At 73.5% G+C, this 24,762-nt stretch carries 24 protein-coding genes; 7 read left to right on the top strand and 17 right to left on the bottom strand.

The genetic code is table 11. From position 1 onward, the window contains the following. Positions 1–151: 151 nt before the first annotated feature. Both MUY22_RS30455 and MUY22_RS30450 read right to left on the bottom strand, forming a co-directional pair. Positions 152–757 (bottom strand): GNAT family N-acetyltransferase, encoded by a 606-nt coding sequence (locus tag MUY22_RS30455; RefSeq protein ID WP_247050275.1) that lies wholly within the window; start codon positions 755–757, stop codon positions 152–154. Continuing rightward, a complete protein-coding gene (locus MUY22_RS30450) occupies positions 754–4,080 on the bottom strand; it encodes an error-prone DNA polymerase (RefSeq protein WP_247050273.1) in 3,327 nt (1,108 codons plus the stop codon). Before MUY22_RS30450 ends, MUY22_RS30455 begins: the two co-directional genes overlap by 4 nt. Before the next feature lie 330 nt (positions 4,081–4,410). Here MUY22_RS30450 and crcB point away from each other — a divergent pair, with 330 nt between their 5' ends. Further along, complete coding sequence (crcB, locus tag MUY22_RS30445) at positions 4,411–4,845, top strand: fluoride efflux transporter CrcB (protein WP_247050271.1); 435 nt, start codon at positions 4,411–4,413, stop codon at positions 4,843–4,845. Continuing rightward, entirely contained in the window at positions 4,842–5,216 is a 375-nt protein-coding gene (locus MUY22_RS30440) for a CrcB family protein (protein WP_247050269.1), read from the top strand. Before crcB ends, MUY22_RS30440 begins: the two co-directional genes overlap by 4 nt. A gap of 1 nt (position 5,217) precedes the next feature. On the opposite strand, the gene MUY22_RS30435 is transcribed toward MUY22_RS30440, so the two are convergent. The 7 genes from MUY22_RS30435 to MUY22_RS30405 form a co-directional block, all read right to left on the bottom strand. Further along, positions 5,218–6,780: a DNA polymerase Y family protein gene (locus MUY22_RS30435; protein ID WP_247050268.1), complete on the bottom strand. Its 1,563-nt coding sequence runs from the start codon at positions 6,778–6,780 to the stop codon at positions 5,218–5,220. 289 nt (positions 6,781–7,069) lie between these two features. After that, the gene (locus MUY22_RS30430) at positions 7,070–7,768 is read right to left on the bottom strand and encodes a DNA recombination/repair protein RecA (protein WP_247050266.1); all 699 of its coding nucleotides are present in this window, start codon (positions 7,766–7,768) and stop codon (positions 7,070–7,072) included. A 132-nt stretch (positions 7,769–7,900) separates the two neighbouring features. After that, entirely contained in the window at positions 7,901–8,449 is a 549-nt protein-coding gene (locus MUY22_RS30425) for a cysteine hydrolase (protein ID WP_247050264.1), read from the bottom strand. Positions 8,450–8,479: 30 nt separating this feature from the next. Beyond that, the gene (locus MUY22_RS30420) at positions 8,480–9,790 is read right to left on the bottom strand and encodes an MFS transporter (RefSeq protein ID WP_247050262.1); all 1,311 of its coding nucleotides are present in this window, start codon (positions 9,788–9,790) and stop codon (positions 8,480–8,482) included. A 97-nt stretch (positions 9,791–9,887) separates the two neighbouring features. Further along, complete coding sequence (locus MUY22_RS30415) at positions 9,888–10,328, bottom strand: MarR family winged helix-turn-helix transcriptional regulator (protein ID WP_247050260.1); 441 nt, start codon at positions 10,326–10,328, stop codon at positions 9,888–9,890. Positions 10,329–10,542: 214 nt separating this feature from the next. After that, positions 10,543–12,771: a beta-glucosidase BglX gene (gene bglX, locus MUY22_RS30410; RefSeq protein ID WP_247050259.1), complete on the bottom strand. Its 2,229-nt coding sequence runs from the start codon at positions 12,769–12,771 to the stop codon at positions 10,543–10,545. A gap of 132 nt (positions 12,772–12,903) precedes the next feature. Continuing rightward, on the bottom strand, positions 12,904–14,268 hold the full coding sequence (locus tag MUY22_RS30405) for an NAD-dependent succinate-semialdehyde dehydrogenase (protein WP_247050257.1): 1,365 nt from the start codon (positions 14,266–14,268) through the stop codon (positions 12,904–12,906). A gap of 145 nt (positions 14,269–14,413) precedes the next feature. Here MUY22_RS30405 and MUY22_RS30400 point away from each other — a divergent pair, with 145 nt between their 5' ends. Further along, positions 14,414–15,025 carry a flavodoxin family protein gene (locus tag MUY22_RS30400; protein WP_247050255.1) on the top strand — a complete coding sequence of 204 codons (612 nt, stop codon included), beginning with the start codon at positions 14,414–14,416 and terminating at the stop codon, positions 15,023–15,025. 6 nt (positions 15,026–15,031) lie between these two features. Here the strand turns inward: MUY22_RS30400 and MUY22_RS30395 are convergent, their stop codons facing one another. Both MUY22_RS30395 and MUY22_RS30390 read right to left on the bottom strand, forming a co-directional pair. Beyond that, positions 15,032–15,448, bottom strand: a complete 417-nt coding sequence (locus MUY22_RS30395; protein ID WP_247050254.1) for an STAS domain-containing protein — start codon at positions 15,446–15,448, stop codon at positions 15,032–15,034. Between the two features lie 148 nt (positions 15,449–15,596). Further along, positions 15,597–17,195, bottom strand: coding sequence for a GAF domain-containing sensor histidine kinase (locus MUY22_RS30390; protein ID WP_247050252.1), 1,599 nt, complete (start codon positions 17,193–17,195; stop codon positions 15,597–15,599). 167 nt (positions 17,196–17,362) lie between these two features. Between MUY22_RS30390 and MUY22_RS30385 the strand changes: the two genes are divergently transcribed. Next, a complete protein-coding gene (locus MUY22_RS30385; RefSeq protein WP_247050250.1) occupies positions 17,363–18,262 on the top strand; it encodes a hypothetical protein in 900 nt (299 codons plus the stop codon). Here the strand turns inward: MUY22_RS30385 and MUY22_RS30380 are convergent. Next, the gene (locus MUY22_RS30380; RefSeq protein WP_247050248.1) at positions 18,222–18,902 is read right to left on the bottom strand and encodes a response regulator transcription factor; all 681 of its coding nucleotides are present in this window, start codon (positions 18,900–18,902) and stop codon (positions 18,222–18,224) included. The genes MUY22_RS30385 and MUY22_RS30380 overlap by 41 nt on opposite strands. A gap of 91 nt (positions 18,903–18,993) precedes the next feature. On the opposite strand from MUY22_RS30380, the gene MUY22_RS30375 reads away from it, so the two are divergent. Further along, positions 18,994–19,668 carry a BON domain-containing protein gene (locus MUY22_RS30375; protein WP_247050246.1) on the top strand — a complete coding sequence of 225 codons (675 nt, stop codon included), beginning with the start codon at positions 18,994–18,996 and terminating at the stop codon, positions 19,666–19,668. Positions 19,669–19,825: 157 nt separating this feature from the next. Further along, positions 19,826–20,326, top strand: coding sequence for a GNAT family N-acetyltransferase (locus MUY22_RS30370; RefSeq protein ID WP_247050244.1), 501 nt, complete (start codon positions 19,826–19,828; stop codon positions 20,324–20,326). 8 nt (positions 20,327–20,334) lie between these two features. Here MUY22_RS30370 and MUY22_RS30365 read toward each other — a convergent pair whose 3' ends face one another. Next, on the bottom strand, positions 20,335–20,502 hold the full coding sequence (locus MUY22_RS30365) for a hypothetical protein (protein WP_247050242.1): 168 nt from the start codon (positions 20,500–20,502) through the stop codon (positions 20,335–20,337). A gap of 18 nt (positions 20,503–20,520) precedes the next feature. Here MUY22_RS30365 and MUY22_RS30360 point away from each other — a divergent pair, with 18 nt between their 5' ends. Next, positions 20,521–21,165: a hypothetical protein gene (locus MUY22_RS30360; protein WP_247050240.1), complete on the top strand. Its 645-nt coding sequence runs from the start codon at positions 20,521–20,523 to the stop codon at positions 21,163–21,165. A gap of 15 nt (positions 21,166–21,180) precedes the next feature. Here the strand turns inward: MUY22_RS30360 and MUY22_RS30355 are convergent, their stop codons facing one another. The 4 genes from MUY22_RS30355 to MUY22_RS30340 all read right to left on the bottom strand — a co-directional run bounded on the left by MUY22_RS30355 (position 21,181) and on the right by MUY22_RS30340 (position 24,402). Then, positions 21,181–21,837 carry a phosphoribosyltransferase gene (locus tag MUY22_RS30355; protein WP_247050238.1) on the bottom strand — a complete coding sequence of 219 codons (657 nt, stop codon included), beginning with the start codon at positions 21,835–21,837 and terminating at the stop codon, positions 21,181–21,183. A gap of 354 nt (positions 21,838–22,191) precedes the next feature. Further along, positions 22,192–22,938: a GAF and ANTAR domain-containing protein gene (locus MUY22_RS30350; RefSeq protein ID WP_247050236.1), complete on the bottom strand. Its 747-nt coding sequence runs from the start codon at positions 22,936–22,938 to the stop codon at positions 22,192–22,194. Positions 22,939–22,980: 42 nt separating this feature from the next. Further along, the gene (locus MUY22_RS30345; protein ID WP_247050235.1) at positions 22,981–23,706 is read right to left on the bottom strand and encodes a GAF and ANTAR domain-containing protein; all 726 of its coding nucleotides are present in this window, start codon (positions 23,704–23,706) and stop codon (positions 22,981–22,983) included. A 72-nt stretch (positions 23,707–23,778) separates the two neighbouring features. After that, positions 23,779–24,402, bottom strand: a complete 624-nt coding sequence (locus MUY22_RS30340; protein WP_247050233.1) for a hypothetical protein — start codon at positions 24,400–24,402, stop codon at positions 23,779–23,781. Positions 24,403–24,762: the final 360 nt, after the last annotated feature.

The following is a 24,762-nucleotide window of genomic DNA, read 5'->3' as shown; positions in this document are numbered from 1 at the left end:
AAGCGGGGAGAGGACTTCGCTCACTCATTTGTTCACGTATGTGTTTGTTCACGTATGTGAATAAATGCGTTTCCGAAAAGAGAGTAACGATGAAGGAGATTAAGTTCGGTGTTGCTCGCTGTCAAGGTGAGGTTCACATTGAGTGGGACACTCACTTCCCGCGGTGGACGCAGAGCGGGCCGGTGCGGGGCAGCGCGATGCGCGCGCGGAAGGCCCGCGCGACCGGGCCGTCCGGCACCGGCGCCGTCCACGTGTAGCCCGGCGCGCGGAAGAGGGCGGCGCTCACCAGCGTGCGCCCGTACCCGAGACGGCGGTGGGCGGCCTCGACGTGGACGTAGTCCAGTGTGGCCGTGCGGCACGGCGAACACGACGTGAGCGACGCCGTGCCGGTGGCCCGCCCGTCGAGGCGCAGTTCGATCTTCCCCGTCGCCGACCCGGCGGCCGGCGGGACCGCGACGAGGACCAGGCCGTCCTGCGGCGCGGCGCCCGGCGCGTGCTGGACCTTGACGTCGAGGTGCGCCCACTCGGCGAGCCGGCGTTCGCCCGGATCGGGCGCCTCCTGCTTGCGGCAGGTTTCGCAGAGCGTGGTGTGCAGCCGGTAGCGGGGGCTGTGGCTCTTGATCATCCCGAACAGCGCGAGGTAGTGGCCGCGCAGGCACACCACCGGCGGCGCCGCGGTCGCCGGGCGCACGGGGAGGAGCTCGCCGTACTCGCCGCGCGTCCCGGACGCCGGCCCGCCGACGGTCGCCCGGCTCACCGGAAGTCACGCGACGGCCCGGTCGCCATCGAGAGGTCGAGCCGTTCCAGCCGGTCCGCGACGAGCGTGACGACGCCTTCGGCCGCCTGCACCTGCCCGCGGACCAGCAACGCCGCACTCGTGCGCGCGACGAGGCGCTGCCGGTTCCAGAGTCCGGGTGAGACGAGGACGTTGGCCATGCCGGTCTCGTCTTCGAGGTTGAAGAACGTGATCCCGCCCGCGGTCGCCGGCCGCTGCCGGTGGGTCACCGCTCCCCCGACCCACACGCGCGTCCCGTCCTTCGCCCGCGTCAGGTCGGCGACCGTCAACGCGCCCCGCTTGTCGAGGTACTCACGCAGGTACTGCACGGGGTGGCTGTCCGGCGAGACGCTGGTGGCCCACAGGTCGGCCGCGGTGACCTCGAACCGGGTCATCCCGGGCAGGGCGGGCGCGTCCAGGCCGGGCGCGAGGCCGGGCAGGTGCCCGGGCCGGGTCGCGGCGGCGGCCCCCGCGGCCCACAGCGCCTGGCGCCGATCGAGGGTGAAGCCGCTGAACGCGCCGGCCGTGGCCAGGGCTTCGACGGCGGTCTTCTTCAGCTGGACGCGGCGGGTGAGGTCACCGATCGACGCGAACGGCCCGTGCGCGTCGCGCTCGGCGACGATCGCTTCGGCGACGTCGTCACCGAGGTGGCGGACGCCGGCGAGCCCGAGCCGGAGCGCGACGGCGCCGGTGCTGTCGGCGTCGGGTTCGAGGGTGGCGTGGGCGAGGCTGGCGTTGATGTCCGGTTCCCGCACCAGGACGCCGTGGCGGCGGGCGTCGGCGACCAGGGACTGCGGGCTGTAGAAGCCCATCGGCTGCGCGCGCAGCAACCCCGCGCAGAACGCGGCCGGGTAGTAGAGCTTGAACCACGCGCTCGCGTAGACCAGCAACGCGAACGACATCGAGTGCGCCTCGGGGAAGCCGTAACCGGAGAACGCGTGGATCTGCTCGAAGATCCGCGTCGCCAGCTCGCGGTCCAGGCCGTTGGCCTCGCACCCGGCGAAGAACCGCGCCATCAGCGCGTGCATCCTCGCGCTGGATCGCTTGGCCCCCATGGCCCGGCGCAGCTGGTCGGCCTCGGCGCCGGTGAAGGACGCGACGTCGACGGCCATCTGCATCACCTGCTCCTGGAACAACGGCACGCCCAGCGTCCGGTCCAAGCTGCCGGCCAGCAGCGGGTGCGCGTGCTGCCACTGCTCCTCACCGCGCCGGCGCCGGATGTAGGGGTGCACTGAGCCGCCCTGGATCGGGCCGGGCCGGATCAACGCGACCTCGACGACCAGGTCGTAGAACTTGCGCGGCCGCAACCGCGGCAACGTCGCCAGCTGCGCACGCGACTCCACCTGGAACACCCCGACCGCGTCGGCTTCGCAGAGCATGTCGTAGACGCCCGGATCGGCCAGATCAAGCTTGCCGATGTCCACAGTGGACTCGTGGTGTTCGGTGACGAGGTCGATCATGTAGTGCAACGCCGACAGCATCCCGAGGCCGAGCAGGTCGAACTTCACCAGGCCGACGCTGGTGCAGTCGTCCTTGTCCCACTGCAGGATGCTGCGGTCGGCCATCGTCGCCCACTCCACCGGGACCACTTCGGACACCGGCTGCTTCGAGATCACCATCCCGCCGGAGTGGATGCCGAGGTGACGCGGGAAGTCCTCGAGCCGCGCGGCCAGGTCGAGGACGTCGTCGGGGATGTCGCCCGCAGCTTGCTGTTTCGTGGCGGCGACGCCGCCCCAGCGATCGACGAGCTTGCCGTAGGCGTCCTGCTGCCCGACGCTGTGGCCGAGGGCTTTCGCGGCGTCGCGGATCGCCGACGGCGCCCGGTAGGTGATGACGTTCGCGACCTGCGCGGCGTGGAAGCGGCCGTGTTTCTCGTAGACGTACTGGATGGCTTCCTCGCGGCGGTCGGACTCGATGTCGATGTCGATGTCCGGCGGCCCGTCGCGCTCCGGCGCCAGGAACCGCTCGAACAGCAGGTTCCACTTCACCGGGTCCGCGTGGCAGATCCCCAGCGCGTAGCAGACCGCGCTGTTGGCGGCGGATCCCCGGCCCTGGCACAGGATGTTCGCCTCGCGGCAGAACCGGACGATGTCCCACACCACCAGGAAGTAGCCCGGGAACTCGAGCTGCTTGATGACGTCCAGCTCGTGGTCGAGCTGGGCGTAGGCCTTCGGGTTGTCCTCACGGCGCCCGTAGCGCGTGATCGCGCCGGCCCAGGTCAGGTCGCACAGGAAGGACATCTCGTCGTGGCCGGGCGGGACGTCGAACGGCGGCAGGTCCGGCGCGACGACCTGCAGGTCGAACGCCACTTCGACGCCGAGCAGGGCAGCCCGCCCGACCGCGCCGGGGTACCGGTGCTCGAAACGGCGTCGCTGCTCGGCCCCGGACCGCAGGAACGCCTGCCCCGACGGCGGCCGCCACCCGTCCAGCTCCTCGGCCGACCGGCGGGCGCGGACCGCGGCCACCATCTCGGCCACGACGGCGTCGTCCGGGCGGGCGTAGTGCGCGTTGTTCGACACGATCGTCGGCAACCGCAGGTCGGCGGCCATTTCGGCGAGGACGTCGTTGGCGGCCGAGTCGTGCGGGAGCCGCTGGTCGATCAGCTCGACGGCGACGTGCCCGCGCCCGAACCAGCCGGCCAGCCGGGTCAGCTCGGCGCGCGCGGCCGCGGGGCCACGCTCGGCGAGGGCGCGGCGGACGGCGCCTTTGCGGCAGCCGCTCAGGACCACGACGTGCCCGGCCAGCTCGTCGACCAGCTCCTCGACGTCGTAGACCGGGCGGCCCTTCTCGCCGCCGGCCAGCTGCGCGCGGGAGATCACCCGGCAGAGCCGGTGGTAACCCTCCTGCTGCCGCGCGATCACGAGCAGGTGCGACCCGGCCGGGTCCGGCTCACCCCCTTGCGGTGCCGGGAGGTCGAGCGACAGCTCGGCGCCGAAGCCGACGCGGACGCCGAGTTCGCGGGCGGCGTCGTTGAACCGGACCGCGCCGTACATCCCGTCGTGGTCGGTCAGGACGAGGGCGTCCAGTTCGAGGCGGGCGGCCTCCTCGACGAGCGTCTCGGGGTGGGAGGCGCCGTCGAGGAAGCTGAAGTTGGAGTGAACGTGCAGTTCCGCGTACGGCGCCCGGAGCCGCTCGCCGCCGTCGTCGCGGCCGCGGCGGTTGCGCAGGTCGTCCGGCGCTCCGGCGTAGCCGTCCCGCTTGCGCGACCACGCGGGCGAGTCGCTGCCGTCCCCCGGGAAGGGGGCACGACCGGACGCGACCCGCTCGACCTCGGACCACGGCACGTTCGGGTTGTTGAACGCCAACGCCAGCTCCCCACGACACGAGTTCGCTGCGGGGAAGTCAGCGACTACTGTTCGAACACACGTACGACTCTCGCCCTTGATCCTGGGCCGGGGAGGGCGCGCTGTCAACCCGGCGTGACATCGATAACCGCAGGTAGACGGTCCGGTGAGGGCTGTGGTCGAGGGCGTCGGGGCGCTGTTACGCTGAGTTCGCGACCGCCCTCACCGGTGGCCGCGCGGCGGTGGGGCCCGCCGTACCCGAACCGCGGCGATCCGCCGCCAACGGTCCCTGCCTGAACCACGCCGTACGAGGCCGCCCTCGTGCCCCGATCAGGTAGGAGCCTGCCCGCCGTGCCCCACTCCGAGCCCGCTTCCCCGCAGCGGCGCCGTCACCTCCAGACCGTCGCCGTCGTCGCGGCCGGCGGAGTGCTCGGCGCCTGCGCCCGCTACGGCGCCACCCTGCTGTGGCCCACCGCGTCCGGCGGGTTCCCGTGGACGACGTTCTGGATCAACGTCACCGGCTGCGCGGCCATGGGCGTCCTGATGGCGGTCATCACCGCGATGCCGGCGGCCCACCCGCTGGTGCGGCCGTTCCTCGGCACCGGCGTCCTGGGCGGCTACACGACGTTCTCCACCTACGCGGTCGACGCCGAGCACCTGCTCGACGGCGGCCACGCCCCGACCGCCCTGCTCTACCTCGTGGCCACGGTCATCGCGGCCGTCGCCGCGGTGTGGGCGACGGGCGCGCTCACCCGCCGCGCCCTGAGCCTTGGGAGCCGCTCGTGAACTGGCTCATGGTCATCGCCGGCGCCCTGGTCGGCGCCCCGCTGCGCTACTTGACCGACCGCGCGGTCCAGGCCCGCCATGACACCGGCTTCCCGTGGGGCACCTTCACGGTGAACCTCATCGCCTGCACGGTGCTCGGCTTCCTGACCGGCGCCGCCACCGCGACGACCGTGCCCCAGCCGCTGCAGCACCTGATCGGCCCGGGGTTGTGCGCCACGCTCAGCACCTATTCGACGTTCTCCTACGAAACGCTCCGGCTGGCCGAAACGGGGGCGAGGTTCTCCGCCGCCGCGAACGTCATCGCGAGCGTGTTCGCCGGACTGGGCGCGGCTTACCTCGGCACGGCGGTGGCCCAGGCGGTGTTCGGGTGAGTCAGTCGTAGCTGCCCTCGACCGTCCACTGTGGAGTACCGCCGACGGTGACGGTCAGCAGCAGGGCGACCTCGTCGGTCTCGTCCTCGACCACCACCTGCAGCCGCGCCAGGCGGCGGCCTCGGGTCGTCAGCGCCGGGTGGTGCAGCCAGGGGCCGGCCCAGGCGAGCACCGGCCGCGGTGATCGGCCCTCGACGGCGACGGTTGCCGGTGGGCCGGTCAGCTCGCCGCGATCGGTGCAGGCGACGACGGCGCCGCGGTCGTCCAGTACCCGGGCCGGGTGGGCGGCGAGGACGGCCGGCGACGGTGCCGGCAGCCGTCCCGGCCAGGGCGCGTCCGGCGAAACCGGCGTCCGCGGGTCGCCCCACGGGATGAGCCGCACGCGCTCGGCGGGGCCGCGGCCGCCGTCCAGCAGCGGGGTGACGACGGCGTCCGGGCCGAGCAGGCCCTGGATCCGGACCAGCGCGCGGGCCGCGCGTTCGGCCGCGTCGGCGTCGCGGCCCATCGACCCGAGCTGCAGCTGCAACGCCTGCCCGCCGACGACCTCCTCCGGGTCGAGGCGCAGCCGGACGATCCCGGCGGTGGGCCGGCCGTCGCGGGCGGTGAGCCAGCCTTCGCACTGCCACCGCACGCGGTCCGCCGTCGCCCGCGCGGTCAGCGGCTCGGCGCAGCGCCAGACGCGGACCCGTTCCTCGCCCGCCTCCGTCACCGCCACGATCGCCAGCCGCGTGCACGCCATCCCGTGCCGCGCCAGCCCGGTGAAGAACCGCTCCCCCAGCGTCTTCGCGACGAACGCGGCTTCGTCGACGCGTTCCAGCGGGTGCTCGAACTCCTCGGTGATCGACAGCTCCGGCGGCAGGGCCCGCCGCAACGGCGGCCGCTCCGACAGCCCGCGCGCCAGCCGGTGCGCGGTGATCGCGTCGCGCGGGAAGCGGCCCGCGACGTCCCGTTCGGTCAGCGCGGCGAACGCGCCGAGCGTCCGCAGTCCGAGCCGCTTGAGCAGGCCGACCAGCTCGGCGCGGTCGTCGCCGGGCTGGTTCAGCTCGGCGATCGACAGCGGCGCCAGGAACCCGGCCGCCCCGCCGGCCGGCACGAGCGCGGAGCGGCGGGCGGCCAGCGTCGCGGCGAAGAGGCCGTCGGCGATCCCGACCTGGCACTCCACGCCGGCGTTCGCCGACACCTCGTCGAGCAGCAGCTCGGCCAGGGCTTCCTCGCCGCCGAAGTACCCGGCCGCGCCGGTGACGGGCACCGCGACGATCCCCGGCCGCACGACCTCCACACCCACGGCCTGCCCCTCGACGGCGGCGGCGACCGGCTCGAACAGCCGCGCGTCCCGTTCCGGATCGTGCTGGTGCACCGCGAGATCCGGGCAGCGGGACTGCGCGTCGCGACGCCGCATCCCCCGCACGACACCGTGTTGCCGCGCGACCGCGGAACAGGCGACGACCCGGTTGGCGGAGAACACCGCGGCCGGCGCGAGGGGCGGCGTCCCCGCGACGGCCCCGGCGGCGACGACCGGCCAGTCCGGGCACCACAGCACCAGCAACCGCGGCGCGTCACTCACCCGGCTGCCACAGGAACGCCGCGACCCGACCCCGAGCGGCGCCCGCGACCGTCGAACCGCCGCGCACCAGCCCGGTCGGGACGCCATCCGGCCGAGCGGCCTGGCCGCGCGGCCGGTGTCCGAGCCTCGCCGCCCCACTCGCCGAGCGGCCTAGGTGCGCGCGATCGCTTGGCCACCAAAGAAATCCCGCAAACGGCCCGGCCGCCCCGGCGACCACCTGACCGCGGCAGCGCGTCACTCACCGCGCACTTCCTTGGCCGCCGACGAAACCCCGCACCGACCGCACCGCTCACCCGGTCACCTCGACCAACCGCCGTCCGGCCGGGGGGTCGCCCGGCGCGACCGCGCCTCCGGGGCCCGGCAGTTGCAGCGCCACCGTCTGCGGGCGGGCCGCCGCGCCGCGGCCTTGGCTGGTCGCCATGATGTCGCGTGCCCGTAGGTGGCCGTGGCCGTCCGTGGTGGCTCCTCGCCAATGGCGCCGGGAGACGCGCAGTTCCAGGTCCACGCCCGGCCAGGGGCCGGCCGCCAGCAGGACCGCGCCCCGGTTGCGGACCCGGCCCGCCAGGCGCCGGGCCACCTGGGGCTGGACGCCGCGGGCGACCACCGGGCCGACCACCACCAGGTCGAACCCGTCCACCAGGGCCGACAGCACCGCGACCACCTCGGCGCCGGGGCGGGGCACCAGCGCGATCCGGTCGAGGTCGACGCCGAGTTCCGCGGCCGCCGCCAGGCCCAGGTCCGGCAGCCCGGCCACCGCCGCCCACGAGCCGGCCCGCGTCGCCTCGGCCAGGAGCGCCAGCACCAGTGACGTCGACCCCGCGACCGACACCGTGCTGCCGCGCCGCAAGCCGCCGGCCGGGAACAGGCCGGCGAGCGCCGGGGTCAGCGGCAGAGATCCACCCGTATGGGTGACGTCCGAATGCGGCTCGCGCAGCTGCGAAGCCACCCGGACGCCGGGGATGGACGTGAGCGCTTCCGGTACCGCCACCGCCGCTCACCTCCAGCACCACGAACCCGTACCGGAGACACCCGCAAGGGACCCGCGGGCGAACCCAGGACTACTATCGAACACCTGTTCGCATCCTGCGAGACGGCAGCGGCCACTGTCAAGTCGAACGCGTCAAGAGAGCCTCTCGGCCCACTCCCCGACCGTCGCGACGTCGCCGCGGCGGGCGAAGAGCTGGGTGACGAGGGTGTCGTGCAGCTCGGGGCTGGGGTCGACGCACGCGTCGGACAGCACCGTGACGCCGTAGTCGAGGTCGGCGGCCTGCAGCGCGGTGGACAGGACGATGCCGCTGGTGGCGATCCCGGCCAGGACGAGGTGGCCGATGTCCTGGGCGCCGAGGATCTGGTGCAGGTTGTTGCCGGCGAACGCGCTGACGCGGTTCTTGTACACGACGATCTCGCCGTCGAGGGGCGCGACGCCGGGGTGGATGGCCGCGCCCTCGTCGGCCGCGGTGTACCGGCCGGCGGGCACGGCGCCGAACATCCGGTTGCGCGGGTGGACGTCGGCGTGGTCCGGCCGCAGCCGGAGCGCGACGTGGATCACCGGGACGTCGTGACCGCGCGCCGTCTCCAGCGCCCGCGCGGCGCGCGGCAGGTAGCCGTCCGGGACGCGCGCGAGGTGGGTGTTCTGGAGGTCCATGGCGAGCAGGGCGGTGCGGGACAAGGTCGTGCCTTTCGTTCCGGACAAGGGGATTCAGACGTGGCGCAGGCCGCGGTCGGCGACCGTGAGCAGCAGGAACAGGACGCCGGCGGCGAGCATCACCCAGGCCAGGGTGTGCATGCCCGCGGTACTCGCGTGCGGGCCGAAGGCCACCGCCGTCGTGGCGGAGGCGACCATCGAACCGACGTAGGCGAAGGTGCGCAGCAGCCCGGCCGACGAGCCGGTGCGCTCGGGATCGGCCTGGTGGTACACGGAGTTCTGCAGCGCCAGGCTGACCGCGCCCTGCGGGATGCCGAAGACCACGGCGATCAGCAGCAGCATCCACAGTGGACTCTCGCCGGTGAGCACCAGCATCAGCACGCAGGCGGCGATCTGCGCCAGCGCGCCGAGCAGGAGCTTTCCCCGCACGCCCCGGCGCCGTCCGGTGGTGATCGAAATGACGATCGCCACCAGGAACATCGGGATCTGCACCAGCCCGGCGTAGAACGGCGAGAGCCCGAAGCCCTCCTCCGTCCACTGCGTGAAGCCGTAGAGGAAGGCGTAGGAGACGATGTAGGCGACCAGCGCGCGCCCGTAAGTGACCAGCAGCGGCGCGTTGCCGCCCAGCACCCGCAGGTCGATGAACGGGATCGCGGCCCGCAGCTCCCGCACGGCGAAGGCGGCGCCGGCCGCGACGGCGATCAGCAGCAGGTACCAGCTGCTGGGCCGCAGGTTCATCAGGAACAACAGCAGCGCCACCAGCGTCACGGCGAACAGGCCCATGCCCGGCAGGTCGAGCCGGGCGGTCCAGCGTTCCCGGGTGGACGTCTCCCGCGCGCGGGGCAGCCGCAGCAGGCCCAGCACGACCGCCGCCGCGGCCAGCGGCACGTTGAGCGCGAAGGTGGCGCGCCAGCCGCCGAGGCCGATCAGCAGGCCGCCCAGCAGCGGGCCGATGACGGCGATGGTCTGGTTGGCCACGGCCAGCGCCGTCAGCACGCCGGCGGGGTTGTCCTCCCCCGTGCGCTCGGCTTCGCTGCGCAGCAACGCCATCGCGGCCGGGTAGCCGGCGCACGTGCCGAAGCCGAGCAGCACCCGCGACGCGATCAGCACGCCGAGGCCCGGGGCCACGGTCCCGATGACACCCGCGACGCCGACCAGGCTCGTGCTGATCAGGAAGAGCTTGCGCGGGCCGAAGATGTCGATCAGCCGGCCCACGATCGGCTGGCCGAGCGCCGTGGCCAGGTACAGGGCCGAGACGAGCCACGCGGTCTGCGAGGGCGGGGCGCCGAGCGCCGCGCCGATCGGGACGAGCGCGACGGCCATGATCGTGGAGTTGACGGGGTTCAGGATGGAACCCAGCAGCATCGGCGGGATCAGCCCGCGGTCGAAGCCGGTTTTAGTGGCTTCCGGTGCCCGGTCGTCCGTGGTCCGGTCAGCCGTGGTCCGGTCAGCCGTGGTCCGGTCACTCATGGACGAGCCGATCCAGCACGGCCATCGCGGCCAGGACGGTCTGCCGTTCCTCCTCCGTGCACTCCTCCTGCAGCCTCGCGGCGAGCCACTCGCCACGAGCCTGCCGGCCCGCATCGACGTGCCGGCGCCCCTTGGCCGTGACGGTGACCAGCAGGCGGCGGCCGTCCCGGGGATCCGGCCGCCGCTTGACGAGGCCGAGGTCGAGCAGCGCGGCGACCGTCGAGGTCATCGACTGGTGCCGCACCCCGTCGGCCGCGGCGAGGTCGCTGGTGGTGCGGCCGTCGCTGTCGGCCAGCCTGGTCAGCACCGTGGCCTGCGACAGCGTGACGTCACCGGGATCCGAGGCACCGGCGATGCCCCGCCGCAGCCGCCGGATGACGGCGCGGACCCGCTGTGACGCCTCGACGGCCGACGGAGACAGTTGATCACCCATGCCCGTCACCGTAACCGCGGCGGCAAGAAATGTACAGTCAGACTGTACAGTTACCTGTATGTCTCGTCGGTCACACCGGCGGCCCGAACCGTGCCCCGCGTGATCGGAGACGTGATTCGCGTGATCGGAGACGGAACTCGTGAGTTCCGGCCCCCATCACGCGAGTTACGTGCTCAAGCACGCGGGTCACGTGCCTGAGCACGTGAGTTACGGGTCAGACCACGGTGAAGGTTGACGTCAGGGTGGCGGCCGAGCTGGTGCCGACGTAGACCTCGATCTTGCCCGGCTCCACCCGGAACTTGGCCGCGTTGTCGTAGAAGCCGACGTCTTCGGGGGTGAGGGTGAACGAGACCGTCGTCGACGCGCCCGCGGCCAGGGTCACCCGCTGGAAGCCGCGCAGCCGGCGGACGGGCTGGACGATCGAGGCGACCGGGTCGCGCACGTACAGCTGGACGACCTCGTCGCCGGCGCGGCCGCCCGTGTTGGTCACCTTGGCGCTCACCTGGACGCGGCCGCCGCGGGCCGGCAGCCGGGTGTCCGACAGGCGCAGGCCGTCGACGCGGAACGTCGTGTACGACAGGCCGAAACCGAACTCGTAGAGCGGGCCGGACTCCAGGTCGAGGTACTTGGACGTGTACTTGTTCGCCGGGTCGGCCGGGCGGCCGGTGTTCTCGTGGTTGTAGTAGATCGGGATCTGCCCGACCGCGCGCGGGAAGCTCACCGGCAGCTTGCCGCCCGGGTTGACGGTGCCGAACAGGACGTCCGCGACCGCGTGGCCGCCCTGCACGCCCGGCGCCCACGCCTCGAGGATGGCGGGCGCGTTGTCGTGCAGGTACGGGATCGTCAGCGGCCGGCCGTTGACCAGCACCACCACGAACGGCTTCCCGGTGTCCTTGATCGCGGCCACCAGCTGCTGCTGGACGCCGGGGAGGTCGATGGTGCTGCGCGCGGCCGCTTCACCGCTCATCGCGGCCGTCTCGCCGACGACCACGACGGTGACGTCGGCCGCGCGGGCCGCCTGTTGCGCGGCGGCGAACCCGCTGGTGTCGGTGCCCTCGACGGCGCAGCCGGCGGTGAACGTCACCGCCGCCCCGGGCGCCGCCGCCTTGATCCCGTCGACCACGGTCACCGGCGGTGTCGTGGCCGCGCCGGTGCCGAGGCCCGACCAGGTGCCGTTGAGGTCGTAGGTCGCGTTGCCCAGCGGGCCGACGACGGCGACCGAGCCGACGGTCTTGGCCAGCGGCAGCACCAGCCCGTCGTTCTTGAGCAGCACCATGCACCGCCCGGCCGCCTGGCGCGACGCCGCGAGTGCGGCCGGCGACGGCGCCTTGACCTCGACGGCCTCGTCGGCGTACGGCCGTTCGAACAGGCCCAGCTTGACCTTGACCAGCAGGATCCGGCGGACGGCGTCGTCGATCTGGTCGCGTGTGATCCGCCGCTGCGCCAGCAATTGCTGGCCGTACTGCACGTAGTTCGTGCTGACCATCTCCATGTCGACACCGGCCGGCAGCGCGGCCGCCGCGGCGTCGGCGCCGTCCCCGGCGAGCCCGTGCAGGATCAGCTCCTGGACGCCGGTGTAGTCGCTGACGACGAACCCGCGGAAGCCGTAGGCGCTCTTGAGGACGTCGTGCAGGACGTAACCGTTGCCGTGCGCGGGGACGCCGCTGATGGTGTTGAAACTGGCCATCGCCGTCGCCACGCCGGCTTCGACGGACGCCTTGAACGGCGGGAGGTAGAAGTTGTGCAGCCGCTGCAGCGAGACGTCGACGGTGTTGTAGTCGCGCCCGCCTTCGGCCCCGCCGTAGGCGACGAAGTGCTTGGCGCAGGCGGCGAGGCGGTCCGGCGACGAGTAGTCGTCACCCTGGTAGCCGCGGACCTTCGAGACGGCGAGTTTCGTGGCCAGGTAAGGGTCTTCGCCGTACCCCTCGGCGATGCGGCCCCAGCGCGGCTCGTGGGTGACGTCCATCATCGGCGCGTACGTCCAGTGGATGCCGCTGCGCCGGGCCTCCTTCGCCGACACCGACGCGTCGGCGCCCGCCACGGCGGGGTCGAAGCTCGAACCCTGGGCCAGCGGGATCGGGAAGTTGGTGGTGTACCCGTGGATGACGTCCAGGCCGAAGATCAGCGGGATGCGCAGGCGCGTCCGCTCGACGGCGATGTGCTGCAGCGCGTTGAGCTTCGCCGCGCCGACCACCGAGAAGACGCCGCCGAGCCGGCCGGTCGCCAGCGCCGTGCGCGCGTCGTTCTCGTTGCCGAGCAGCTGCAGCTGGCCGAGCTTCTCGGCGAGGGTCATCTTCTTGAGCAGGCCCTCGACCCGGTCGTCGCGCTCCGGCTTGGCGGCCACGGGATCGGCGGCGGCGGGTGGCGCGAGCAGGCCGCTCGACGCGACACCACTGGCGGCGAGGAGGCCGCCGACCCCGGCGAGCAGGCTGCGCCGGTTCACTCCGTCTGTCGTGGTCGGACGATCGGTCTGTTCCATGGCGGGGACCCTTTCGCGAGCGAAACCGGCCAATCAGGATAGACACGTTCCCGCCCGCCCGGGCGCGTCAATTCGGCCGGTCGCCGCGACCGCGGGTCAGGCGATCCAGACCGTCTTGGCGTTGACGAACGTCCGCGGCCCGAACGACGCCAGTTCCCGGCCGTACCCGGAGTTCTTGGCGCCGCCGAACGGGACTTCCGGCGTGGACTGGGTGAACTCGTTGAGGTACATCATCCCGGTCTCGACCTCGGTCACGAACCGCTCCTGCTCCCCCGGGTCCGCCGTCCACGCGCTGCCGCCGAGCCCGAACGGCGAGTCGTTGGCGACGCGGATGGCGTCGTCGACGTCGCGGACCGCCCAGATCAGCGCCACCGGGCCGAAGAACTCCTCGTGGTGGCCCGGCGAGCCGTCCGGGATGTCGGCCAGCACGGTCGGCGGGTAGTAGTGGCCCGGGCCGTCGAGGGGTTTCCCGCCGGTGAGCAGCCGCGCGCCGGCCCGGACGGTGTCGCTCACCTGCTGGTGGATCGTCTCGACGGCGTCGGCCGACGACAGCGGGCCGAGGTCGGTGTCGTCCTTCATCGGGTCGCCGACCGTCAGCGCCGCCATCTTCTCGGTGAACTTCCGGGTGAACTCCTCGGCGACGTCCTCGTGGACGATGAACCGCTTGGCGTTGACGCAGGACTGGCCGTTGTTCAGCGTCCGCGAGCCGACGCCGGCTTCGACGGCTTTGTCCAGGTCCGCCGAGGGCATCACGATGAAGGCGTCGGCGCCGCCCAGTTCGAGCACGCTCGCCTTGACGTTGCGGCCCGCGGCGGCCCCGACCTCACGGCCCGCCGGCTCGCTGCCGGTCAGCGTCACCGCGCGGACGCGCTCGTCGCCGATCACGGCCTCGATCGCCGAGGACGGCACGAGCAGCGTCTGGAACACGCCCTCGGGGAAACCGGCGCGGCGCAGGACGTCTTCGATCGCCAACGCGCACTGCGGGACGTTCGACGCGTGCTTGAGCAGGCCCACGTTGCCCGCCACCAGCGCCGGCGCGGCGAACCGGAAGACCTGCCAGTACGGGAAGTTCCACGGCATCACGGCGAGCACCGGCCCGAGCGGCTCGTACCGGGTGAAGACCTTCGCGCCCTCGACCGGCCAGGGTTCGTCGGCGAGCATCTCCGCGCCGTGGTCGGCGTACCAGCGGCACCCCTTCGCCGACTTCTGCACCTCGGCGACGGCGGCGACGTGGGTCTTCCCCATCTCGAGCGTCGCGAGGCGGCCCAGCTCGTCCGCCTCGGCCTCGAGGATGTCCGCGGCCCGGCGCAGCAACGCGGCGCGATCGCCGGGCGACGTCCTCCGGTAGGCGCGGAAGGCCTCCGCGGCGAGCGCCAGCTTGCCGTCCAGCTGCTCCTCGGTGAGCGCGTCGAACTCCCGGACCCGCTCGCCCGTCGCCGGGTTGACCGTCGCGATGGCCACAGTGCACTCCTCGCTCGTCGAAAGATCGTCGCTTCCGCGTACCCAGGCGGGGAACGCCGGAAACGCCGGTCACCCGGCGTGGTCCTGGGCCGATTGGCCCAGCCTCGAGCGGGTACCCGGGCGGGATCCACGACGGAAGGACGTCATGACGGAACCACTGCGAGTCCTCGCCCTCGGCTGCACGCTCAAGCCGTCGCCCGCCGCGTCGAGCAGCGACCTGATCGCCGGGCAGCTGCTCGACCTGTTCCGCGGTCACGGCGCGACCGGCGAGCTGGTGCGGGTCGTCGACCACGACGTCAAGCCCGGGGTCGAGGCCGACATGGGCGACGGCGACGCGTGGCCGGCGCTGCGCCGCAAGGTCCACGACGCCGACATCCTGCTCGTCGCCACCCCGACCTGGATGGGGCACATGTCCAGCGTCGCCCAGCGCGTCCTGGAGCGCCTCGACGCCGAACTGTCCGAAACGGACGATCAGGGCCGGCCCGGGATGTTCGGCAAGGTCGCGGTGGCGGCCGTGGTCGGCAACGAGGACGGCGCCCACAAGATCATCGCCGACCTGTTCCAGGCCCTGAACGACACCGGCTTCAGCGTTCCCGCCCAGGGCGGCACCTACTGGAACGGCGAGGCCATGCGGGGTGGCGACTACAACGACCTCGACGAGACCCCCGAAGCCGTCGCGTCGGCCAACGCGACGCTGGTGCGCAACGCCGTCCACCTCGCGCACCTGCTCCGCGAACGGCAGTACCCGGCGGCCTGACCGGCGTTACCCGGTGACCCCGGTGACCCCGGTGACCCCGACGGTGCCCAGCACCGCCAGCCACTCCCGGGCGGCGGCGAGGCTGGGCTGCACCTGCAGGAGGTGGTCCAGCCCGAGCACGGCGATCGGGCGCAGGACCGCGCGCTGGTCGCTGACGAGCACGCACGGGATGCCGGCCGCGTGGGCGTCGGCCGAGGTCGTGAGCAGCACGCGCAGGACGCGGGCCGAGCAGAAGGCCACCCGGCTCAGGTCGATGACCAGCGCCCGCGGCCGCAGGGCGACCTCGTCGGCGAGGCGGCCGAGCAGGTGCTCGGCGACGGCGCCGTCGAGATCACCGGTCGCGGCCACGACCGTCGAGTCGTGGGTGGTCGTCACGGTGAGCGTCGAAGTGCTGCGGTGGAAGCGGTCCAGGGGATCGCGCATGATGGCTGTCACCTCCGTGGCGGACGGCGACTCCGCGGACCGAGCCGTCGCCGCGAGGCCGGTGCGGGGGCACCGGCGAATGGGACAACGGCTACTCGGCTGAACCGCGGACACCCGGGATGTACCCGGATCGGGTGAACTTCAAGCATCACGGACGCCCGGGCAGCGGCACCGCCCACACGACCCGGGTGCCGCCCTCGGCCGGGCGTTCCACCCGGAAGGACCCGCCCGCTTCCGCCGCGCGCTGCCCGAGGTTGCGCAACCCGCTGCGCGCCACGGCTTCCGGCATCCCGATCCCGGTGTCCGAGACCTCGACGACCAGGTCGCCGTCCAGGGACACGGTGATCGTCAGCTCGGCGGCGCGCGCGTGCCGCAGGACGTTGCTGACGGCTTCGCGGACGACGGCCTCCGCGTGCTCGGCCAAGGCCGCGGGCACCCGGTCGAACGCGCCCGACAACCGCACGGTGGTGCGGATCGCGGAGTCGGCCGTCGTGTCGGTGATGGCGTCCTGCAGCCGCGCCCGCAGGCCGCGCACGGCGCCCGGTTCGGCGTGCAGGTCGAAGATCGCGCCGCGGATCTCCTCGATGACGTCCTGGAGCTGGTCGATGTGCTGGGTGAGCCGGACGACGACCGCGGGCGAGTCCGTGCGGCGGCGGGTGCCCTCGATGCCGAGGCCGACCGCGAACAGCCGCTGGATGACCTGGTCGTGCAGGTCGCGGGCGATCCGGTCGCGGTCGACGACGACGTCGAGCTCGCGGCGTGCGGCCTGGCTCTCGGCGTCGCGCAGGGCGAGGGCGGCCTGGTCGGCGAAGGCGGAGACGATCTGGAGCTCGTGCTCGTCGAACGCCGCCGCCCCGGGCGCGCGGATCGCCAGGAGCACCCCGGCGGTGGACTCCCCCGACCGCAGCCGCACCGCCAGCGCCGGCCCGAGGTCGACGCCCAGGCCGTCGGCCAGGTCGAACGCCAGGCTCGGCACGCTGCGCGGCACGTGGTCGGCCAGCACCGCACCGGACGTCGACCCGTCGAGCGGGATCCGGCGGCCGGTCAGGGCGTCGGCGTCCGGGCCGGCGCACACCGTGACGACCAGGGCGCCGCCGACGTCGGCGGGCAGCGCGATGAGCGCGTCGTCGGCGCCGGTGAGCTCGACCGCCCGGCTCGCGATCAGGCGCAGCACCTCGTGGACGTCGGTGCCGCCCAGCAGCTCGGCGGCGATCTCCCCGGTGGCCTCCAGCCACCGCTGCCGGCTGCGGGTCTGCTCGTGGAGCCGCGCGTTGTCGACGGCGATCCCGGCCGCCGCCGCGAGCGCCACGATCGCCCGTTCGTCGTCGGCGGTGAACGGCCGCTCGCCGCTCAGGTACAGCCGGCCGAGCACCTCGCCGCGGACGAGGAGGGGGACGCCGAGGAAGGTGCGCATCGCCGGGTGCCCCGGCGGGAACCCGGCGGCGCCCAGGTCGGCCCGGCGCACCGGATCCCGGCCGGCCACGAGCGCGCCGAGCAGGCCATGACCGGCAGGCGGCGGGCCGATCCGGACGCGGGTGGCGTCGTCGACGCCGGTGACGGCGAACCCGGTCGTCCGGCCGTCCTCGTCGAGCAGGGCGAGAGCGCCGTACCGGGCGTCGACCAGCCCGGCCGCGGCCGCCACGATCCGGCGCAGCGTGGTCTCGAGCTCCAGCCCGGCGGAGAACGCGAGGACGGCCGCCGGCAGCGCGGCCATCCGGTCCCGGCCCGACACACTTCGTTCGGGCATGCCCCCACCCTCGCACAGCCACCGGGACCGCGACGGGATCCGGCCGAACCGCAACCGACGACCTTCGCCCGGCCGCCGGAGGCCGTTCGGCACTTGGCCCGCCCCCGGCCGTGGCGGACGGTGTGCGGGAAGCGTCATCCCGGGTACCCACAAGTTCGGAGCCGTCCATGAAGACCGGTGTCATGCCCGTCGGGCACCTCAGCGCCAGCCAGGTGCGATCCGTCCTGCTCTCGGCGACGGCTCCCCCGCCGCTGCGGAACTCCCGGCCCTGGCGGTTCCAGTGCACCCCGGACTCCATCGAGCTGTACGCGAACCCGCTCACCGGCAACGACAGCGACCAGCGCGAGCGGCTCCTGGACTGCGGCGCGGCCCTGCTGAACCTCCGGCTGGCGATCAAGGCGCAGGGCAGCCACGCCGACGTGCGGCTGTTCCCCACCGCCGGCCGGCCCGAGCTGCTCGCCATCGTGCGGCCGCACGGGTACGAGACGATCTCCCCGCACGACGAGGAGCTCGTGACGGCCATCGCCGACCGGCACAGCAACCGCCGTCCGTTCACCGCCGCCGTCGTGCCGTCATCGGTGCAGCGGCAGCTGCGCCGCGGCGCCGAGATGGAACGCGCGTGGCTGGCCACCGTCACCGCCGACCAGGTGCCGCAGCTGCGCGAGATCATGCGCCGCTCGGAGCTCCCGCCGGCGACGCCCGGGCCCGGCAGCGGGACGGACCTCGACGTCGAACCCGAGCGGCTGGTCGTGGTCATCGGCTCGCTGCACGACACCGCGCTCGCCCGGCTGCAGGCCGGCCAGGCCATGCAGCGGGTGCTGCTGACGGCCACCGCCGCCGGGATCTCGGCGTCGCTGTCCTCGCAGCCGATGGCGGCGCCGGCTACCCGGCGCGAACTGCGGCAGCTGATCGGCGGCGGGCTCTGGCCCCAGATCATGCTGCGCCTCGGCCACGGCACCGCCGTGCCGGTGTCCGCGCAGGCGCTGCTCGAAGACGTCGTGATCAGCGACGAGCACCCGTTCGCCGCTAGCCGCCCGGACGGCGCTGCGCGCCGTGAAGCCCGGTGACGAGCACCGCGGCCTGGGACCGCCGCTCCAGCCCCAGTTTCGCCAGCAGCCGGGACACGTAGTTCTTGACGGTCTTCTCCGCCAGGAACATCCGCTCGGCGATCTGCCGGTTGGTCAGGCTCTCCCCGAGCAGGTCCAGCAGGACGAGTTCCTGCTCGCTCAACCCGGCCAGCGGGCCCGGTTTCCCGGTCGTGGCCCGCAGTTCGGCGACGAGCGCGGCGACCGCCCGGCCGTCCAGCAGCGTCTCGCCCGACCCGACCCGGCGGATGGCGTCGACCAGCTGCAGCCCCTTCACGTCCTTGATCACGTACCCCTCGGCCCCGGCGAGGACCGCGTCGACCATGGAATCCGCGTCGGTGAAGGAAGTCAGCATCAGGCACCGCAGGCCGGGCAGCGCCGTGCGCAGGTCCCGGCAGAGCTCGACGCCGTTGCCGTCGGGCAGCCGGACGTCGAGCACCGCCACGTCCGGGCGCAGCGCGGGGATCCTGGCCAGCGCTTCGGCGACGGAAGAGGCCTGCCCCACGACGGTGAGGTCCGGTTCGTCGTCGACGAGCTCGGCGACGCCGCGCCGCACGAGCTCGTGGTCGTCGACCAGGAAGACGGTGATGACGGGCCGGTCGTGCCGAGTGCGGTCATCCACCGCCCCAGGCTACGCCCGCGCGCCGAACGACCCCGGAAGAAAGGGTCCCGCGACTCTAGGCCGCGCGCCGCGCGGGGGAAACGCTGGAGCTATGACACAGATCCAGCACAGGCCTGATCACCAGCTCAAGACCGCGGTGACCGATGAGCTCGCCTGGACTCCCAGCGTCAACGCCGAAGAGATCGGCGTGGCCGTCACCGACGGCGTCGCGACCCTCTCGGGACACGTCGGCACGTACCCGGAGAAGGAAGAGGCCCTGCGCGCGGCCACCCGCGTCCACGGCGTGACCACGACCGCGGACAAGATCCAGGTGCGCCACGGCACGGACATCCCGGAGGACGCGGACCTCGCCCGGGAGGCCATGATCGTGTTCGACCGCCGCACCGTCGTCGTGCCGAAGGAATCGGTGCAGGTCGAGGTGCGCGACCAGGTCATCACCCTGCGCGGCTCGGTCGACTGGCAGTACCAGCGCGAAGCCGCCCGCCGCGCGGTCTCCTCGCTCCCCGGGATCAGCGGGGTGCGGAACCTGATCACCCTGAAGGCGTCGACGTCGATCTCGCCGGCCGACATCAAGCTGAAGATCACCGCGGCGCTGGCCCGCCACGCGCCGGGCTTCGCGCAGCACGTCGAGGTCGGCATCGACGACGGCCAGGTCACCCTGACCGGCGAGGTGCTCACCCCCGCCGAACGCCGGTCGGCCGAGCAGACCGCCTGGTTCGCCCCCGGCGTCACGTCGGTCGACAACCAGGTGAAGCTCTCGGGCTAGCGGGAACCGATCGCGGCCGGCCGGCCCCCGGGACTCCGCAGTGTTCTGTGCGAAAAGGACAGAGCACTGTGGACCCGGGCCGTTCGTTCAGCGGGCCAGTTCGTTCAGCGGGCCGGGAAGCCGAGCAGTACCTCGGGCCGGCCCGGGAGGAGACGCCATGACCACCGCGACCCCACCGGCGCGCGCCCTGCTCCCCGACGGCGAGATCGCCTGGGTGCGCAAGCTGGAAGCCGCCGACACCGCGGCCGTCCTCGCGCTGCGGGCCCGGCTCGCCGACCGCGACCGGCACCTCCGGTTCTTCGGCCTCGGCGCGACCGGGCTGACCGGCCTCGCGGCGCAGCTGTCCCGCAACGCCGGGGTCGGGCACACCGCGATGGGCTGCTTCCTGCACTCCCGGCTGGCCGGCGTCGCCCGCTACGACATCCTGGCCGACTCCGCCGAGGCGGCGGTCGTCCTGGTCGTCGACGGCGGCGCGCGGGCGCTCGGCGTGGCGACCCTGCTGCTCGAACAGCTCGTCGTCGCGGCGGAGCACGAAGGCGTCCGCGCCCTCGTCGTCGACGTCGGCGCGGAGAACGCGAAGCTGCTCGGCGTCTTCGCGGCCCTGGGCATCCCGTGCCGGCCCGGTACTCCGGTCACGGAGACCGAGCCGGCCGGCTGAGGCCCTCGTCAGTCGGTCTTGGGGGCCTCCGGGTCAGCGTCGAGGCGTGCGTGCAGTCGTTCACGGATCTCGTCCGGGGTGTAGGCGCGCCGCCGGCGCTCCTGCCGGGCGACGACCACTCCGGTCGCGGCCACTCCGACGAGCCCGGCCAGGCCCACTGTCTTCCACCAGCGCATCGGCCTAGGCTACTGCCCGTGCCGGGCACCGAGCTGGATCTCGACGAAGCAGTAGCCGTGACGCGCACCGGCGACCTCTGGTTGTTCCGCGGGTCATCGGCGGCCGACCGCACCATCCGCGTGGTCACCAACAGCCCGGTCAACCACGTCGGCATGGCCGTGGTGATCGAGGACCTGCCGCCGCTGATGTGGCACGCGGAGCTGGGCCGGTCGCTGCCCGACGTCTGGTCGGGCACGCACCAGCGGGGTGCCCAGCTGCACGACCTGAGCCGGGCGGTGCAGGTGTGGGCGGAGAAGTACCACCAGCGGGTCTGGCTGCGCCAGCTCGTCCACCCGGTCACCGCGGAGATGGAGGACGCGGCCCTGCGCACGGTCGCCCGCCTCGACGGCACGCCGTTCCCCTCGACCGCGCGCCTCGCGTCGCGCTGGCTGGGCGGCCGGGTGCCGTCCTGGAAGCGGGAGGGCCGGGAGCCGCGGGAGGTCGACCTCGAGTCGGGGTACTGCGCGGAGATCGTCGCGGTCACGTACGAGGCGATGGGCCTGCTGCCCAAGGGCCGCCGCCCCAACTGGTACGACCCGGGCCGCTTCTGGAGCGGCGACCACCTGGAACTCGACGACGGCGCCGAACTGGGCGACGAGATCGCGGTGCGCCTTCCGGGCTGATCGTCCCTTGTGGACTCAGCGTGGGACTTCCGTCGGCAGCCGCGGTTCGCGGTGCAGCAGCTCCAGCGCCTCCGTCTCGGCCACCGCGCCGAACTTCCGGTAGCTGTTGCGCACCGCGTGCACCCACGCCGGCGTCCGGAGGCAGACCACCTGGTCCACCTCGCGGGCGAGCCGGTCGAGGACGCGGGCCGGGGCGACCGGGACGGCCAGCACGATGCGGCCGGCCTGGCGGGCGCGCAGGACGCGGATCGCCGTGTGGGCGGTCGTGCCGGTGGCGGCGCCGTCGTCGGCGAGGACGACCGTGCGGCCGGCGATCGGGGCCGGGGCCACGGTGTGGCGGTAGACGGCGACCTGCCGGGCCAGCTCGGACCGCGCGCCGCCGGCCAGGCGGGTCAGCTCGTCGGCGGTGACGTCGAACCGTTTGATGGCGTCGTGGTCCGAGACGAGCAGGCCGCCTTCGCCGACCGCGCCGAGGGTGGTCGCCGGGGGGCCGTCGTACTCGATCCGGCGCGTCAGCAGGATGTCCAGGGGCGCGCCGAGGACGTCGGCGATCTCGCCGCCGACCACCAGCCCGCCCGCGGACAGGCCGAGGACCACGGCCGGGTGCCCGCGCAGCGGGCGCAGCAGGAGAGCCAGTCGCTCGCCGGCTTCCCGGCGATCACGGAACCGCATGGCCACTCCCGTCGAAGGCTGGTCCCAGCATCACCCGGCGGGCCCCGGCGCACGAGGGCCGTTGGTCACCGGGGCGCGCCGCGTTCGGCACCCGGCGGACCGACGCGGGGCGAGGACCGCCGGTGCCGTGTAGCGTGGGTGGCGTCCGAGAGCACCTCGTGCGCGGGTGGTCGAGCCCGTGCCGTCCTCGGCTCACCAGCCCCGGCCGGCGAACCGGCCCGGAAGGTTCCACAATGGACAGTCACAGCCCCGACGAGCCCGTCCGGCCGGGCGCGCTCGTCAAACCCCAGGACGAGCGGTACGGCGGCCTGTTCCTCGAACCGCTGTCGCCGCCGCCCGGTGACGAGGAGCCGATCAGCGACGATGATCAGCCTTCGCCGGGGCCAGCACGAGCCGCGGGTCGAGGTCGTGGTCGGCCAAAGCCCGGGCGACGTCGCTGAGCCGGCGGTTGTTGCGGCGGGCGTAACCGCGCAGGGCCGCGAACGCCGCGTCCATGCCCAGCTGCCCGCTGATGGCGAGCACCCCTTTCGCCTGTTCGATGATCACCCGGCTGTTCAACGCGGTCTGCAGCTGCTCGGACAGGATCTCGCCCTGGCGCAGGGCGCGTTCGTGCAGGATGCCGATGGTCGCGGTGTCGGCCATCCCCTGCGCCAGCGCCACGTCGTCCGCCGACAGCTCGCCCGGCTGGGGCCCGAAGAGGTTCAGCGCCCCGATCGTGTGCTTGCGCAGCCGCAGGGGCAGCGCGTGCACCGACGCGAAGCCCTCCCGGGCCGCTTCTGCCGCGAACCGCGGCCAGCGCGCCGCCTGCGCGGCGATGTCGGCCACCAGCACCGGTGCGCTGCCGGTGAAGCAGTCGACGCACGGTCCTTCGTCGATGTTGAGCTGGAACAGTTCGAGCAGGCGCGCCTGCTCGGTGGACGACGCGAGCACCTGCAGGCCACCGCGCTCGTCCACGAGCGTCAGCCCCGCGGCCGTGATGTCGAGCAGATCCACGCATTCCACCACCATCGTGTGCAGCAGATCCGCGACGTCGTAGTCGTCGACCAGCGTGTCGGCCAGCGCGACGAACGCCCGGATCACCTGCCGTTCACGGTCGGGCATCTCCACCATCTCCTCGTATGCCGGCGGTCACCAGGGTGCTCCTCACCGGAACTCCCCGTCCAATCCCAGCCGCCCGGTCACGACGTCGGCGGTGACGTCGAGCAGGGGCCGGCCGTGCCCGAACGCGTAGGACCGCAGCCGGGCCAGCGCCGCGGAAGCGGGCAGGTCGAAGTACGCGATGAGCATGCCGGTGGCCTGGTGCACCTCCCGGTGGCGCATCCCCGCCCCCGCCATCCACCGGCCGTCCCCGTCGAGCCAGCGGTCGCCACCGGCCTGCAGCCCGGACAGGGCGAGCGCGGCGACGTCGGCGACCTGCAGGGCCGTCGACAGTTCGCCGGGCAGCAGGGAACCCGGGGTCGTGCGGTAGGTGTCGAGGGTCGCCACCCGGACGGCCCCGATCTGCACCGGGAAGGTGAACAGCGCGGCCACCGGGTGCGTGCCGGCCTCGGCGGCGAACGTCGGCCACGCGGGCGGCAGCCCGGCCGCGAGATCCGGCACCAGGACCGGCCCGCCGACGGCGTACGCCTCGAAACACGGCCCCTCGCCGAGGGAGAACTGCAGTTCCGCCAACGCGGCGCTCACGGCGTCACTGGCGTAGACGACTTCCCGGTGCCCGGCGTCGACGGTCACCGACACGGCGGCGCCGTCCACCGGCAGCAGCCGCACGCAGGCCCGGCACACCCGGCCGACGACGTCGACCCCGGAACCGCTGCCGTGCTCGCGCAACGCGGCCAGCACTCCGGCGCGCAGCACCTCGACCTCAGCCACCGCGCACCACCCGCGGTGCCCCGTCCGGGTCCGGCATAGCGTCCTTTCCGTGCGTGAGTCCACTGAGGACGGTCAGCTCCGGGTGGTCAGGTAGGGGCCGGGATCGCCGCCGGCGCGGGCGCCGCTGTCGAGCCAGCGGCGGAAGCCGCGGCCGTCACGGCGTTCGATCTCGTCGAGGAACTCCTGCCGCCGTTGCACGACCAGGCGGCGCGCCGGCTCGTCGGTGGCCAGGACCAGCTGGTAGTAACTGCGCCGCCAGGCCACGCACAGCTCCTCCGTGCCCATGTCGGCGACCAGCGTCGACGACGCGGGGAGCGTGACCGCCGCGAGGACGTCGTGCGGGTTCGCGACCGGCGTCGCGCGCGCCCGTCGCCGGTGGTGGTTCCCGGCCCACAGCCCGGAGACGGCGAACAGGAGCAGTGCGGCCGTTGTGAGGCCGCCGCCGAACGCGGCCAGCATCCCGGCGACCACCAGGCACACCGTGACGAACGTGGCCGCGGCGGCCCCGCCCAGCGGCAGGTCGGGCCCGTGCGTCCCGACCTGGCGGCCGCGCCGCAGCCGAGGCGCGGCGACCGCTACGAGGATCCCGGCGCCGAGCCCCACCAGGCTCCAGCCGATCAGGGCGTCCGCCGAGGTGTGCGCCGCGCCGATCACGGCCAGGACGCAGACCGGGGCGAGCAGGACCACCCCTGCCACGCGTGCCACCATGGTGCGCCTCGCCGTCCGGGTCGGACGCGGGCCGGCGGGCCCGCGCCGCGGAAACCACGATGCCGGGGTCCGGGGCGTCGACCTCACTATAGCCCCGGGAGCAGCGGGAAACCGGGCCGAGCGACCCGGGCCGCGACCGGACTGCGGTTTCCCGGACCCGGCCGAAAGCCCGGCTGAACAACAAAAGCCCGCCGCCCTGCCCCGCGACGGCCGGCCAGGACGACGACGGCCCCCGGGCGGTGAACCACTCGGCTGGCCGAACCCCACCGGCGCCGGCGCCCCTACGCTGGGAAGAACCGCGCCCCGGACCCCGGCGACCGATGGCGGTGCGCCGCTCGCGCACCGGGA

This window comes from Amycolatopsis sp. WQ 127309 (genome assembly GCF_023023025.1).
Classification (GTDB): domain Bacteria; phylum Actinomycetota; class Actinomycetes; order Mycobacteriales; family Pseudonocardiaceae; genus Amycolatopsis.
The sequence above is the reverse complement of the archived record's forward strand: the minus strand, read 5'-3'. Positions and strand labels throughout refer to the sequence as shown.